Annotated in this window: 15 protein-coding genes; 6 read left to right on the plus strand and 9 right to left on the minus strand. The window is 70.2% G+C overall.

Translation table 11 applies throughout. From position 1 onward, the window contains the following. Positions 1 to 355: 355 nt before the first annotated feature. The gene (locus BJ964_RS38270; RefSeq protein ID WP_188125218.1) at positions 356 to 793 is read left to right on the plus strand and encodes a chemotaxis protein CheW; all 438 of its coding nucleotides are present in this window, start codon (positions 356 to 358) and stop codon (positions 791 to 793) included. Positions 794 to 1,078: 285 nt separating this feature from the next. Here the strand turns inward: BJ964_RS38270 and BJ964_RS38275 are convergent, their stop codons facing one another. The 3 genes from BJ964_RS38275 to BJ964_RS38285 all read right to left on the minus strand — a co-directional run bounded on the left by BJ964_RS38275 (position 1,079) and on the right by BJ964_RS38285 (position 2,728). Further along, positions 1,079 to 1,462 (minus strand): hypothetical protein, encoded by a 384-nt coding sequence (locus BJ964_RS38275; protein ID WP_188125219.1) that lies wholly within the window; start codon positions 1,460 to 1,462, stop codon positions 1,079 to 1,081. A gap of 180 nt (positions 1,463 to 1,642) precedes the next feature. After that, positions 1,643 to 2,191, minus strand: a complete 549-nt coding sequence (locus tag BJ964_RS38280) for a tetratricopeptide repeat protein (RefSeq protein ID WP_188125220.1) — start codon at positions 2,189 to 2,191, stop codon at positions 1,643 to 1,645. A gap of 18 nt (positions 2,192 to 2,209) precedes the next feature. Beyond that, positions 2,210 to 2,728 (minus strand): hypothetical protein, encoded by a 519-nt coding sequence (locus BJ964_RS38285; protein WP_188125221.1) that lies wholly within the window; start codon positions 2,726 to 2,728, stop codon positions 2,210 to 2,212. Between the two features lie 43 nt (positions 2,729 to 2,771). Here BJ964_RS38285 and BJ964_RS38290 point away from each other — a divergent pair, with 43 nt between their 5' ends. The 3 genes from BJ964_RS38290 to BJ964_RS38300 are packed head-to-tail and all read left to right on the plus strand — an operon-like array spanning position 2,772 to position 5,565. Further along, on the plus strand, positions 2,772 to 3,200 hold the full coding sequence (locus BJ964_RS38290) for a hypothetical protein (RefSeq protein WP_188125222.1): 429 nt from the start codon (positions 2,772 to 2,774) through the stop codon (positions 3,198 to 3,200). Positions 3,201 to 3,241: 41 nt separating this feature from the next. Beyond that, positions 3,242 to 3,931: a response regulator transcription factor gene (locus tag BJ964_RS38295; protein WP_188125223.1), complete on the plus strand. Its 690-nt coding sequence runs from the start codon at positions 3,242 to 3,244 to the stop codon at positions 3,929 to 3,931. Continuing rightward, on the plus strand, positions 3,928 to 5,565 hold the full coding sequence (locus BJ964_RS38300; RefSeq protein WP_188125224.1) for a sensor histidine kinase: 1,638 nt from the start codon (positions 3,928 to 3,930) through the stop codon (positions 5,563 to 5,565). Before BJ964_RS38295 ends, BJ964_RS38300 begins: the two co-directional genes overlap by 4 nt. Here the strand turns inward: BJ964_RS38300 and BJ964_RS38305 are convergent. After that, complete coding sequence (locus BJ964_RS38305) at positions 5,540 to 6,766, minus strand: glycosyltransferase family 4 protein (protein WP_188125225.1); 1,227 nt, start codon at positions 6,764 to 6,766, stop codon at positions 5,540 to 5,542. The two genes, BJ964_RS38300 and BJ964_RS38305, sit on opposite strands and share 26 nt — an antisense overlap. Before the next feature lie 63 nt (positions 6,767 to 6,829). On the opposite strand from BJ964_RS38305, the gene BJ964_RS38310 reads away from it, so the two are divergent. Beyond that, a complete protein-coding gene (locus BJ964_RS38310; RefSeq protein ID WP_188125226.1) occupies positions 6,830 to 7,792 on the plus strand; it encodes a LacI family DNA-binding transcriptional regulator in 963 nt (320 codons plus the stop codon). 39 nt (positions 7,793 to 7,831) lie between these two features. Here the strand turns inward: BJ964_RS38310 and BJ964_RS38315 are convergent, their stop codons facing one another. Next, entirely contained in the window at positions 7,832 to 8,710 is an 879-nt protein-coding gene (locus BJ964_RS38315) for an aldo/keto reductase family oxidoreductase (RefSeq protein WP_188125227.1), read from the minus strand. Between the two features lie 73 nt (positions 8,711 to 8,783). On the opposite strand from BJ964_RS38315, the gene BJ964_RS38320 reads away from it, so the two are divergent. Further along, positions 8,784 to 9,227, plus strand: coding sequence for a winged helix-turn-helix transcriptional regulator (locus BJ964_RS38320; RefSeq protein WP_188125228.1), 444 nt, complete (start codon positions 8,784 to 8,786; stop codon positions 9,225 to 9,227). Between the two features lie 18 nt (positions 9,228 to 9,245). Here BJ964_RS38320 and BJ964_RS38325 read toward each other — a convergent pair whose 3' ends face one another. The 4 genes from BJ964_RS38325 to BJ964_RS38340 are packed head-to-tail and all read right to left on the minus strand — an operon-like array spanning position 9,246 to position 13,055. After that, entirely contained in the window at positions 9,246 to 10,301 is a 1,056-nt protein-coding gene (locus BJ964_RS38325) for a FecCD family ABC transporter permease (RefSeq protein WP_188125229.1), read from the minus strand. Next, on the minus strand, positions 10,298 to 11,302 hold the full coding sequence (locus BJ964_RS38330) for an iron chelate uptake ABC transporter family permease subunit (protein WP_229807199.1): 1,005 nt from the start codon (positions 11,300 to 11,302) through the stop codon (positions 10,298 to 10,300). The genes BJ964_RS38325 and BJ964_RS38330 overlap by 4 nt, the downstream gene beginning before the upstream one ends. Further along, positions 11,299 to 12,072, minus strand: coding sequence for an ABC transporter substrate-binding protein (locus tag BJ964_RS38335; RefSeq protein WP_188125230.1), 774 nt, complete (start codon positions 12,070 to 12,072; stop codon positions 11,299 to 11,301). The genes BJ964_RS38330 and BJ964_RS38335 overlap by 4 nt, the downstream gene beginning before the upstream one ends. An 8-nt stretch (positions 12,073 to 12,080) precedes the next feature. Further along, entirely contained in the window at positions 12,081 to 13,055 is a 975-nt protein-coding gene (locus tag BJ964_RS38340) for an ABC transporter substrate-binding protein (RefSeq protein ID WP_188125231.1), read from the minus strand. Positions 13,056 to 13,106 lie beyond the last annotated feature (51 nt).

The following is a 13,106-nucleotide window of genomic DNA, read 5'->3' on the forward strand; positions in this document are numbered from 1 at the left end:
GGAACCTATGGGAAGTCCGTGATGACCCTCTACCGGAGAACCGGCCACCCGACACGTGGATCACCTTCACCACGGCTCCCGACGCTAAGGCATCGAAACCTGCCGACAAGTCCGGTGGTCCGGCACGCTTGACCGGCAAATGATCGCATCCAATACGCCGTGGTAGCCGCTTCTCCTGGCAACGGGAACAAGCCAACGAGATGGCCGACATCTGTCGCAACCTGCCCAGTGGCTCCGAGATGGCGAGCCTGCGAATTGATCCGCCAGATTCCTTGGCTCGGGTACTCGATCGCCCGATATTCCTGGTGATCCGTCACGGCATGTCTCTCGGCGGACACCATCCCAGGAGTTGCGCATGTCGAGTCGCCAGTTCGTCACCTTCGAGGTTGCCGGCCAGTTCTTCGGCGTAGACGTGGACGCTGTGCAGGAGGTGCTGTCGTACAGCGAGTACACGCCGGTGCCGATGGCGCCGAACGCGGTCGGCGGCCTGTTCAACCTGCGCGGGCAGGTGATCGCCGCGGTGGACCTGCGTGTGCAGTTCGGGTTGCCGCGCCGAGAGATGTCCGGCCTCGTGATGAACGTGATCGTGCGGTACGCCGGTGAGCCGGTGAGCCTTTTGGTGGACCGTATCGGGCAGGTCGCCTATCTGGACGCTCAACTGTTCGAGGAGCCGCCGGCAACACTGACCGGCCCGTCACGTGCGCTGGTCACCGGCGCGTACAAGACCGACGGTAAGCTCCTGCTGGTGCTGGACGTCGCCGAGTGCGTGAACACCGCCCGCGTCCCGGCCTAAGACCCGTACTCGTCACGCCGTGGCTCGCCGGGAACAGCCCTGGCAATAGTCACCGATTCCACGTTCCCGCTTCCCGACCATGGTCGTCATTGCCGCGGCTGAGCTTGCCGCTTAACCTCCCGCTCCAGCCGGGGACCGCCGACGGACAAACCCGTTGCGTTGTCGCGTGCAACTGCGTTCGGTACTAAACGTATGCGTTCACGGGCAGCGACGGAGGCCAGCCGCGCGTTGTCGGCGGCGGTTGAGTAGGCGTGAACTTGCCCGGCCAAGCCCTATACCGGCCCGTCAAGGCTCGCCGTCATCGAACTCGTCGGGAAACTCGGACAGCCGCGCAAGGATGGCCCGTTCAAGCACCGCGTCCTCGGGGAAGAGCTCGAAATATTCATCCTCCCTCGAATTGAGATACTCTAAATCGTCACGGTTTACAAGCAAATCCGTGAAGAACGGATCAAGGTCTCGAAAGCCGAAATATCTGAGCCCTTCCGCAGCTCGTCGAAACGTGACCTCCTCGAACGTTTCGACAGCCCACGCCAACCCTTCGGGGATTACATTGTTGTGAAGGTGCTGAATTCCTGCAAGCATCCTGGTGCCCTGAGAGGCAGTTTCAAAGGAATCATCGAGCCATACATCAATAGAATGATTCCAGACTGCATGCAAAGACGGTTCCATTATCCCAACTCCGGTACAGCGCCGCCGAGGGGTCGCCAATCTATCGCACGCTACCGGTAGGCGCTGTCGCCTGACGCACTCAACTCAGATCCGGATGCTCCTCAGGTAGTACCGGGTCGTGGGTGACGTGGTCTCCCATGTGAGTGTTTGTGGTGCGGTCCAGTGGGGTGGTTGTGCCACTCAGGTTGTTTTCAATGTGGTTGCTCGTTGCTGGCGTAGTCGGTGAAGCATAGCGGTGTCGGAGGCGAGGCCGGTGTGGCTGACTTGGCGGTCGAGGTCGACGACGATCTCTAGTTCGTTGATGGCCTGGTCGAGGTTTCCCTGGTCCCGGTGGATTCTCGCGAGGTTGTAATGGACGGCTGCTTCGCCGGCCCGGTCGCCGACCTCCCGCCGGATAAGCAAGGCCTGCTGGAGGTAGGTCAAGGCCTGCTGCTGATCCCCAAGGTCGTTGTACACCTTGCCGATGTTGTTGAGGGCGGCTGCTTCGCCGGCTCGGTCGCCGATCTCCCGCTGGATGGGTAGGGCCTGCTGATGGCAGGCCAGGGCTTGCTGCCGATCTCCGAGGTCGTTGTACACCTTGCCGATGTTGTTGAGGGTGGTCGCTTCGCCGCCCCGGCCGCATCCCGAGACCGCACCAGCCGCAAACAACCCCACGCCGACATCCAGACACCCCTCAATACCCGATCCACCAGCACAAACATGCCGTGGATCACCAAGGATTACCTGCATATCAAGCAGAGGAGTGCATCAGCTATCTGTGAGTTGGCGTTCGACGACTTTTCCGGTGCCGTCGTCGACACGCCCAAGGTGCCGCTGAAACGATCGGGTGGGATCGAGGCCGAGTGCGACGGCGAAGCCGGAGAAACGTGTCGGTGATCGTGCGCCAGCGGTCCTGGCCGGGGACGGTCCAGAGGTCGCTGCCCACGTCTCGGGGGTCGGCGAGGTCGGTTCGATAGTCAGGGCGATGGTCGTGTCGTCACCGGCATAGTGGCAAACGGCGATGAAGAAGGCGTTGCCAATGTCCAGCCAGGGCAGATCGGCAGGGCCGCGGGCCAGGCGGAAGGGCCGGGCTGTCTCGTCATCGGCGGCCAGACGGTCGAGTGAGCCTGATTGGCATTCCATCTCGTGCGGGCCGGCGAGGAAATTCAACGGGTCCTCGAACCACGGAACGACCCTGGTCAAGGCGGCTACGCCCGGGTTCTTCCAGGTCCGGGTCTCGATGGGCGGGGTCAGCTGCGAGGGATCGATGAGGACACGAACGTGCACGGCGGGTACTTGCAGGAGGGCCGCGTGCGGCAGGATCCGCGCTGTGATCAAGTTTCGTGTGCGTTCCTACCAGGACCGGATGGCCGGCTATCGGCGGGTCCTCGAAGCTCGTTCACCGGAGACGACCCTGGAGCGGCTGCGGGAGCTGGCCGGTGACGAGATCCGCCCGGTCCGGCTCTGGACGGCCCGCAATCCCCGGACGCCGGCGGACGCGCTGGCCCGCCTTCTCGGCGACGCCGATGAGTCGGTGCAGTGGAATGCGCTGCTGCACACCGGAACTCCGGGAACGGCTCTGGAATGGCTGGCCGACGAGGAGGAGGCGAGATACGGCGTCCGGCATTTCCTCTGCCGCAGCCTCATCGTCCACCATCCGAACACGCCGGACGCGCTGCGCCGGCGCCTCCTCCGGGCCGGCGCGTGCGGATGCCCAAAGTGGTGCGGTGGCCGAATCCCGTTCCGGCGTCTGACGTAGCAGAGGCCGGCCGGTTGCGGGGTGGTGTTTGGATCGGTGGGGTGGCCACCGAGATCCTGATCGCCGAGGACAACCCCAAGCAGGCCGAGCTCGCCGCCGCCTACCTGCGGCGGGAGGGGCACCGGGTCACGCTGGTCGGGGACGGGCCCGCGGTCTTCGAGGCGTGCCGGCAGCGGCGGCCGGATCTCGTGGTGCTCGATGTGATGATGCCGGCGCTCGACGGGGTCACCGTCTGCCGGGTGCTGCGCGCCGAGTCGGACGTGCCGATCCTCATGTTGACGGCCCGGGCCGCTGAGGACGACATCCTGCGTGGGCTGGACGCCGGGGCCGACGACTATCTGACCAAGCCTTACAGTCCGCGTGAGCTGGCGGCCCGGGTGCGGGCCCTGCTGCGCCGGTCGGGGGCGCTGCGGGACCGGGATCAGCCGGTGCTGCGTACCGGGGATCTGGAAGTCGATGTGGGGCGGTTCGAGGTCCGGGTCGGCGGGCGGCCGGTCGTGCTCACCGCCAAGGAGTTCGGGATCATCGAGGTGCTGGCCGGGGCGCCGGGGCGGGTGTTCACCCGTGGCGAGATCCTGGCGAAGGCGTTCGGTTTCGACCGGTACGTTCTGGAGCGCACGGTCGACGCGCACGTGCGCAACCTGCGGCGCAAGCTCGGCGACGACCCGGACGATCCACGGTACGTGCAGACCGTCTACGGGCGGGGCTACCGGCTGGCGGCCGAGCCGTGAGTTTCCGCATCCGCGTCTTCCTGCTGGTGGCCGTCGTCGGGCTGGGCGCCACCGGGCTGACCGTGGCGCTGACCTGGTGGCAGGCCCGCGACCAGGTGGGCGAGGCGGCGTCGGCGTCCCGGGAGACGACCGAGACGATCCGCGGCGAGTTGCGGGCCCAGGCGCTGCGCAACGGGACCTGGGAGGGGGTGGACCAGACCCTGAAGCGGTTGCGGGCGCAGACCGGGCAGCGGATTCGGCTGGTCGACCCGTACGGCAACGCGGTGGCCGATACCGATCACATGGACGGTCGCGCCGCCCGGCCGCCCGGCCCGGTTGCGGTGATCGTCGACCCGCTGCCCACGCTGGTGCTGCCGGTCGGCGGTGACGAGCGGATGGCGACGCTCACGGCCATCGGCGCGTACCGGGAGGAGACGGTGTGGGCGGCGTGCCTGTTCCGGGCCGGCTATACGCCGCTCGGCATGGTGGGCGCGGACGGCGTACCCCGTCATGGTCTTTCCGGTGTTGATCCGGAGACTCTCGAAGCGTGCCGGCCTGGGCCTTTCCCGGAGGGGACCCGGGAGGCGGACCGTCTCGAGGTGGGGCAGTGTGCCGAGGCCGGCTGCCTGCGCGAGGCGTTCCGGCGGCGGATCACCGACTCGGACGTGGCGCCGCCGACGCTGCTGCTGACGATCGGCGCCGCGAACGAGCCGGTGCGGGCGCTGGACACCGGCCCGGTCCTGCTGATCACCGTGGTGGTGGCGGCGCTGGCGATCGGCGGCGCGCTGCTGATCAGCCGGCGGGTGCTGCGCCCGATCGGCACGCTGACCGCGGCGGCCCGCCGGCTCGCCGACGGCGACCGGGCCGGGCGGGTGCCCGACGACGGTCGCGACGAGATCGGCGAGCTGGCGCGGGCTTTCAATCAGATGACCGATTCTGTACGGGCTGCGGAGGATGATCAGCGGCGGCTCATCGCGGATGTGGCGCACGAGTTGCGTACCCCGCTGGCGAATCTGCGCGGCTACCTGGAGGCGATCCAGGACGGGGTGATCGAGCCGACGCCGGAGGTGTTCGCGTCCCTGCACGACGAGGTGATCCTCAACCAGCGGATCGTCGACGACCTCCAGGAGCTGGCGCTGGCCGAGGCCGGGGCGCTGGTCTACCACCGGGAGCCGACCGATCTGGCCGAGCTGATGGAGACGGCGCGGATCGCGCACCGGCCGGCCGCCGACGCGGTGGGCGTCCGGCTCACGGTGGAGTCGGACGGCCCGGTGTACGCCGACGCGGACGCCGACCGGATCCGCCAGATCGTCGGGAACCTGGTCGGCAACGCGTTACGCGCCACCGCGTCCGGCGGCTCGGTCACCCTGCGCGCGCACGCCAGCGGCGACCGGGCGGTGCTCCAGGTGACCGACACCGGGGTCGGGATCGCGCCGGAGCACCTGCCACTGGTCTTCGACCGGCTGTGGCGGGCCGACCCGGCGCGCGGCCGGGGCACCGGCGGCAGCGGGCTGGGGCTCGCCATCGTCCGGCAGATCGTCCACGATCACGGCGGTGAGGTGAGTGCCCGCAGCACCGAGGGCGCGGGCACCACCTTCGAGGTTTCGCTGCCGTTGACCGGTGACCGCGTCAGCGGCGCCGTGCCGACCCGGTGACGGCGTCCTCCGCCGCGCCGTCACGCTGAGATGGCACCACCCGACGACGGCCGAGCAGGTCGGCGAAGAGCGTCTCCCACCGCGCGACGACCACCGGCATCTCGTAGCCGGAGGCGGTCGTCCGTGCGGCGGCGCCCATCCGCTCCCGTTCGGCGGGAGCCTCGATCAGGCGGGACAGGCCGGCGGCCAGGCCGGGTACGTCCTTGGGCGGGATGAGCAGCCCGTTCACCTCGTCGTCGACCACGTCGGCCGGGCCGGTCGGGCAGTCGAACGACACCACCGGCAGTCCGGCGCTCATGGCTTCGAGCAGCACCATCGGCAGGCCCTCCTTGCGGGAGGAGAGCGCGAAGATCGACGCCTTGGCGAACTCGGCGTCCAGGGTGCGGGTCACGCCGCGCAGCCGGACGACGTCGACGAGGCCGCGTTCGGCGATCCGGGCGGTGAGGCGGTCCCGGGCCTGGCCCGCGCCGAAGATGTCCAGCCGCCATTCCGGGTGCTGCTCGTGGACCAGGGCGAAGGCGTCGATCAGCATGTCGAAGCCTTTCTGCTGGCCCAGCCGCCCGGCGGCGATCACGGTCCGGGTGCGGTCCGGCTCGGCCGTCGGAGTCCGTGGCGGAATGCCGTTGGGGATCCGGAACAGTCGTGCCTCGTCGCCGAGCGCCTCCCGGTAGGTGGCCAGGTCGGCGCGGGTCAGCACGGTGACGGCGTCCAGGCGCGGGTAGGCGCGGACGATCCGCTTCTGCAGGCCCTTGCGGTAGCTGCTGAAGTTCATGTGGTCCTGGCCGATCCGGATCAGCCGGCCCGGCGCGAACCAGGCGGACAGCAGGTTGAGCGCCGGCCGGGTGCTGAACAGGACCCCGTCCTTCTGGGCCCGCATGTACCGGATGATCCGCAGGTCGACCATCGGGTCCCAGCGGTGGTACCGGAAGTCCCGGCCGTGCGGCAGCGGGTTACGCAGGGCCCGGGTTCTGCGCAGCAACCGGCGGGACGGGCCGTTCCACCTCGTGCCGTCGGTGCGCAGGTCGGTCAGCGAGACCAGCCGCACCCGTGGGTCCAGCGCGAAGGCCGGACTCTCCGCGGTGCGGTACACACTGGCGATCTCGACGTCGTGGGTGGCGCACAACGCATTGGCCTGGTTGAAGACCGTACGGATCGTGCCACCGACCCCGTACGCGTTGTGCAGTAGATACCTTATATTCACGCGCACAACCTAGGTCGCGGTGTCAATCAAGGGATGTCCACATGTACGGCTATCGTCGTGGCCATGGACAAACGGCACCCGACCCTGGCCGATGTCGCCCGCGTGGCCGGCGTGTCGAAGACCACCGCCTCCCGCGCCATCAACGGGGCGTACGGCACGTCGCCGACCGTTCGTGATCACGTCCGTGCGGTGGCGGCCCGGCTCGGCTTCGCACCGCACACGGCTGCCCGCGCCCTGGCCACCGGGCGCGGCGGCCCGCACCGGCGGGACCGCATCGAGGTGCTGATCGTCGACCCGGATCCGGCCGCGATGAGCGCCAAACCCTTCTACGGGCGGGTGCTGGCCGGCGCGATGGGCGCGCTCGGCGACGAGGATCTCGCCCTGGAGGTACGCCGGGTGGCCGCCGCCCCCTCCGGCGAGGACGACGCCCCGTTCGGCCGTCTGCTGATCAACCTGCCCGAGGCGGCCGTCGCCGCCCTGGCCCGCCGGTCGCGGACCGTGGCGCTGGGCCGCTCCGCGCCCGGGGTGACATTCGTGGCGCCCGACAACGACGGTGGCGCGAGTCAGGCGGCCGCCCATCTGGTCGCCACCGGCCGGGCCAGGATCGGCGCGGTGTTCGGCCCGTCCACGCGGTGCGCCGACGAGCGCAAGGCCGGCTTCCTGCGGGTGATGGCCGGCGCGGGCCTGTCGGTGGCGTCGGTGGACGGCGATTTCACCCGGGCCACCGCCTACGCCGCGACCCGGGAGCTGCTGCGGCGTGAACCGGACCTCGACGCGGTGTTCGCGGCCTGCGACGTGACCGCGATGGGCGTGTTGCAGGCGCTGCGCGAGACCGGCCGCCGGGTGCCGCACGACGTGGCGGTCGTCGGTTTCGACGGCAGCGCCCTGGCGGAGGCCGCCGATCTGTCGTCGGTCTACATGCCGGTCGAGGAGGAGGCCGCGTCGGCGGTGCGGCGCCTGCTCGATCCGGCCCTGCCGCCGGCCGGCCGCCTGCCGACCACCCTGACCGTCCGCGGCTCCAGCTGACCGTCAGGGTGGTGACGCGCCGGCTCGTCCGGCGCCCGGTCAGCGGCCGATCTTGTCCAGCTCGGCGAGGTCCTCGGCGGAGAGGGTCAGGTTCGCGCCGGTGATGTTCTCGCGCAGGTGGGTTCGGGAGGACGTGCCGGGGATCAGCAGGATGTTGGGTGAGCGGCGCAGCAGCCAGGCCAGCGCCACCGGCATCGGCAGCGCGTCCAGCCGGGCGGCCACCGCGGACAACGCCGACGACTGCAACGGGCTGAACCCGCCGAGCGGGAAGAACGGCACGTAGGCGATGCCTTCGTGGGCGAGCTCGTCGATGAACTCGTCGTCGTCGCGGTGGGCGAGGTTGTAGAGGTTCTGCACGGACACGATCGGTGCGATCGCCCGCGCCTCGATCACCTGTTCCGGTGTCGCGTTGCTGAGTCCGAGATGCCGGATCAGGCCCTGCTGCTGGAGTTCGGCGAGTGTCTCGAACGCTTCGGCGACCGGCTCGGGCCGGGGTCCGGCCGCGTCGCCGAGGCGCAGGTTGACCACGTCGAGCACGTCGAGGCCGAGGTCTTCGAGGTTCTCGTGCACCGCCCGGCGCAGGCTGCCGGGGTCGCGGGCCGGGGGCCAGCCACCCTGCCCGTCGCGCTCGGCGCCGACCTTCGTGACGATGTGCAGCGAGTCCGGGTACGGATACAGCGCCTCGCGGATCAGCCGGTTGGTGACGCGCGGACCGTAGGCGCCGGCGGTGTCGATGTGGGTGATACCGAGTTCGACGACGTCGCGGAGCACGGCGAGCGCGTTGCCGGGGTCGGCGGGTGGTCCCATCACACCGGGTCCGGCGAGCTGCATGGCGCCGTAGCCGAAGCGGGTGACGGGCAGGTCCCCCAACGTACGGAAACCGCCGGGAAGAGAGGTGGAGCCGTGATGATCGCTCATGGGCTCCACTGTCGAGGGGTAGCTTTCCATGAGGAAGTAGGCACCTGAAGGTGCGTAACGTGGGGAGAAGTACGTGGCGACGACGACAGCGGCGCAGAAGCGGGCGGCCGCGAAAATGGAGTACGACGCTTTTGTCGCGCGGTGTCCCAGCCGTGCGCTGCTCGACCGGATCGCGGACAAGTGGGTCGTGCTGGTCCTGGCCGCGCTTCGCAGCGACTGCGCCGGTGAGCCCCGCCCGCTGCGGTATTCGGAGCTGTCCCGCACGCTGGCCGGTGTCAGCCAGAAGATGCTGACGCAGACCCTGCGCGCCCTGGAACGCGACGGTCTGATCCTCCGGACCGTGACGCCGACCGTGCCGGTCACGGTCACCTACGAGCTGACCGGTCTCGGCCTTTCCCTGCACCGGACGATCCAGGGCCTGAAGGCGTGGGCCGAGACGCACATGGACACTGTGCTCGCCAACCGCGAGTCGTACGACGGCCACACCGTGGCTCCCCGGGCCGTGTCGCCGCGGTGACGAACGGCCGGATCCGCCTCAGCGAACCCGGCGGGAGTGCACGAGCAGGAGCCAGCCGAGGTAGATGCCGCCCACGCCGGCCGTGACCACGCCGACCGGGAGTTCGCTCGGGGCGACCGCCCGCCGGGCGATCAGGTCGCTCGCGACCAGCAGCAGCGCGCCCATGAGGCCCGCCGCGGTGAGCCCCGCGCCGGGTGAGCGGGTGAGCCGCCGGGCCAGCTGCGGCCCGGCCAGGGCGACGAAACCGATCGGCCCGGTGGAGGCCGTGGCGATCGCGGTGAGCCCGACCGCGACCACGACCAGCCCGAGCCGGGCCCGTTCCAGGGGTACGCCGAGGGCCGCGGCCGCGTCGTCGCCGAGTTCCAGCATCGGCAGGTACCGGGACAGGATCACGGTGATCGGGATGAGCAGCAGCAGCCCGAACCCGACCAGCTGCACGTCATCCCACCGGCGTTCGAAGAGGCTGCCGACGATCCACACCGTGGCGGCCCGGGCGTCGCGCAGGTCGGCCCGGCTGACCAGGTAGTTGATGATCGCGATGAGGATCGCGCTGACGCCGATGCCGACGAGCACGAGCCGCAGCCCGTTGACGCCGCTGCGGTAGGCGAGCAGGTACACCGCGATCGCCGCGAGCAGCCCGCCGACGAAGGCGCCGGTGGCGGTGAGCAGTGCCCCGCCGCCGTAGAAGAGGATGACCAGAATGGCCCCCACCGACGCGCCGTAGCCGAAGCCGATGACGTCGGGGCTGCCCAGCGGGTTGTGGGTGAGCCGCTGGAAGATCGCGCCGCTGACCCCGAAGGCGATGCCGGCGACCACGGCCACCAGGGCGCGCGGCAGCCGCCGCTGGACGACGAACAGCTCGGCGAGCCGGCTGCCCTCCCCCTGCAACGACTTGATCACCTCGGGGAACGGCACCGGATAGTCGCCGACGCTCAGCGACACCAGCACCAGCCCGGCGGTGACCAGGATCAGAATCAGACAGACCAGGATGGTACGGGGTTCGACACGGAACGAGACCCGGTCGGCGGCGAGGCGGACGTCCTTGATGGAGCGGGCCGGCGAGAGGGCCTTCACAGCGGCACCACCTGACGGCGGCGGACCAGGGCGATGAGGACGGGCGCGCCGATCAGTGCGGTGACGATGCCGGCCTCCAGCTCGCTGGGGCTGATCACGACCCGGCCGACCACGTCCGCGCCGAGCAGCAGGACCGGGGCGAGCAGCATCGCGTAGGGCAGCACCCACCGCAGGTCGGCCCCGATCAGGGCGCGGGCCGCGTGCGGTACGGCCAGCCCGATGAAGGCGAACGGCCCGGCGGCGGCGGTGGCGGCGCCGCAGAGCAGGGTGACGGTGGCGGCGGAGGCGAGCCGGGTGCCGGCCAGGTTCACGCCGAGGGCCCGGCCGGTGTCCTCACCGAGCGACAGCGCGTTGAGCGGGCGGCTCAGCAGCAGCGCGATCACGATGCCGACGACCAGGAACGGCAGCACGTCTAGCAGCACCGACTGATCCCGCCCGGAGAGGCCGCCGACGATCCAGAACCGGAACTGGTCGAGGGCTTTCGCATCGAGCATCTGCACCCCGTACGTGTAGGCGACCAGGACCGCGCCGATCGACGTGCCGGCCAGGGCGAGCCGGACCGGTCCGCCGGGTCCCTTGCCACCGCCGCCGAGCAGGTAGACCACGACGGTCGCGGCGGCCGCTCCGGCGAAGGCGAACCACACGTACCCGGAGGCGGTGGTGATGCCGAAGAAGCTGATCGCGGAGACCACCGCGGCGGCGGCGCCGGAGTTGACGCCGAGCAGGCCGGGGTCGGCGAGCGGGTTGCGGGTGAGCGCCTGCATGACGGCGCCGGCCAGGCCGAGGGCCATGCCGATCAAAAGCCCGAGGACGGTACGGGGTACGCGCTGGGTGGTGACGATGACGGCCTCGGGCGACCCGTCGGAGTGCCACAGCGCGTCGACGACCGTGGCGAACGGGATGGCGCGGGCGCCCACGGCGAGGCTGAGCAGCACGGCGAGCGCCAGCAGGGCGAGGCAGAGCAGCAGGCCCGCGATCCGGCGGGGCAGGGTGTTCGTCACGCGGCGGTCCGGTCCAGGATGGTGAGTGCGGTGAACAGGCGGGCGTAGTTCCGGTGGGAGAACGCGTGCCAGGTGTCGTCCCACGGATGGGCGCGGAAGCCGGGCGGGATCTCCCCATTGACGAGGATCATGTCCGCTCGTGCGGCGGACCACGGCACCGGGGTGCCGTGCGGCCCGTCGTCGGGAGTGTGGTCGCCGACGACCTTCAGTCCCAACTCCCGGAGCGTCACGAGCCAGGGGTAGCGGGACGGGTCCAGGATCGACAGTCGCGCGCCTCGCGCGTACCCGAAAATGATCGTGCGTCCGGCGAGCGACTCGGTGACCTGGAGCTTCGCGGCCTGATAGGAATCGGTCGCCGGAGGCGAAGCGCCGAGGGCGACCGCGAGCCGGGCCGTTTCGGCGAGCAGGTCGTCGAGCGACTGCCGACGTTCCTTGAGCGGCAGTGTGACGACCGGGAAGCCGGGGTAGCGGTTGTCATGGCGGTCGACGACCAGGTCTGGCTGGGCCTCGGCGAGCACGTCCAGGCGGACCGCGGGATCATCGGGGGTGTCGAGCCGCGCCACACCGTCCGCCGAGAATCCGGCGGCGGCGAAGCAGACGTCACGCGACGGGTCCGGGCCGAGCGCCGCCGCGACCGGATGAATTCCGGCGGCGGCCAGCGTGGAGGTGGCCAGGAGATCGGCGACGGCGACCCGGCGCGGCGCCGCCGGCAACACGAGGGTGATCCCCCGGCCGTCGGTGTAGCGCCACGGCCCCCGATGATCCCGCATCAGAGTTGTCAGCCCTTGAGGGTCTTCGTGATGTCGTCGAGGACGATGCCCGCCGCGATCGGGCCACCGCGCGAGGTCCACGGCACACCGTCGACCGCGACGACCTTGTTCGCCTTGACCGCGCCGAGCTGGTTCCAGGAGGCGTTGGCCTTGGCCTGTTCGAGGGCGGCGGCGCCGTCGTTGTTCAGGGTGCCGAGGAAGATGTAGTCGGCGTCGAGGACGTCGAGCTTCTCCAGGCTGACCGGGTCGGACGGGCCGGTGCCCTCGGTGAGCTGGGCGTCCGGGCGCTTGAGGCCGAGCTCCTCCACGATGGTGCTGGAGAAGTGCTGCTTCTGGAGGTAGGACGGGCCCTGCGGGTTCCAGCGGACGAGGCTGACCTTGGCGGCGCCGTTCGCGGCGATGGCGGCCTTGGTGTCGGTGACCTTCTTGTCGTAGGCGGCGAGCACCTCGGTGGCCTTGGCCTCCAGGTTGAGCGCGTTGGCGACGCCCTTGAGGCTGTCCTTCCAGGTGCTGTCGACCATGCTGGTGATGACGGTTGGCGCGATCGCGTTGAGGTCCTTGATCTGCGCCGGGTCCGGGTCGAGGAAGTGTCCGTAGAGGATCAGGTCGGGCTTCGGGTCCAGGGTGGCGATGGCCTCGATGTTCGGCTCGACGATCTCGCCGACCAGCTTGACGTTGGGCAGCTGCGGCGCGAGGTAGCCGGCGACCGAGTCACCCTGGCGGGACTTGCTGGCGCCGATCGGGGTGACGCCGAGCGCGAGGGCCGCGTCCAGGTCGGTCTCGGCGAGGGCCACGATGTTCTTCGGGGCCGACGGGACGGTCACCTTCGCGCCGGAGGCGTCGGTGATCTCGCGGGTGGTGGAGGCGGGGGCGGCGCTCTCGCCGGAGGCGGTCGGCTCGGCCTCGGAGGAGCAGGCGCCGAGGGCGGCGGCCACCGTGGCCGCGGCCAGGAGCGCACCCATGCGCTGGGTGAAGCGGGACATCATGAACTCCCGGGGAGCAGTCGGAATCAGGCGGCTGGGCCGCGCTGAGTT

The sequence above is a fragment of the Actinoplanes lobatus genome, assembly GCF_014205215.1.
Classification (GTDB): domain Bacteria; phylum Actinomycetota; class Actinomycetes; order Mycobacteriales; family Micromonosporaceae; genus Actinoplanes; species Actinoplanes lobatus.

Coding starts and splice junctions, on each gene's coding strand:
- BJ964_RS38315 (WP_188125227.1), bottom strand. CDS start 8,710: ATGAGCGATCATCACGGCTCCACCTCTCTTCCCGGCGGTTTCCGTACG.
- BJ964_RS38275 (WP_188125219.1), bottom strand. CDS start 1,462: ATGGAACCGTCTTTGCATGCAGTCTGGAATCATTCTATTGATGTATGG.
- BJ964_RS38335 (WP_188125230.1), bottom strand. CDS start 12,072: ATGCGGGATCATCGGGGGCCGTGGCGCTACACCGACGGCCGGGGGATC.
- BJ964_RS38310 (WP_188125226.1), top strand. CDS start 6,830: ATGGACAAACGGCACCCGACCCTGGCCGATGTCGCCCGCGTGGCCGGC.
- BJ964_RS38340 (WP_188125231.1), bottom strand. CDS start 13,055: ATGTCCCGCTTCACCCAGCGCATGGGTGCGCTCCTGGCCGCGGCCACG.
- BJ964_RS38280 (WP_188125220.1), bottom strand. CDS start 2,191: ATGCAGGTAATCCTTGGTGATCCACGGCATGTTTGTGCTGGTGGATCG.
- BJ964_RS38270 (WP_188125218.1), top strand. CDS start 356: ATGTCGAGTCGCCAGTTCGTCACCTTCGAGGTTGCCGGCCAGTTCTTC.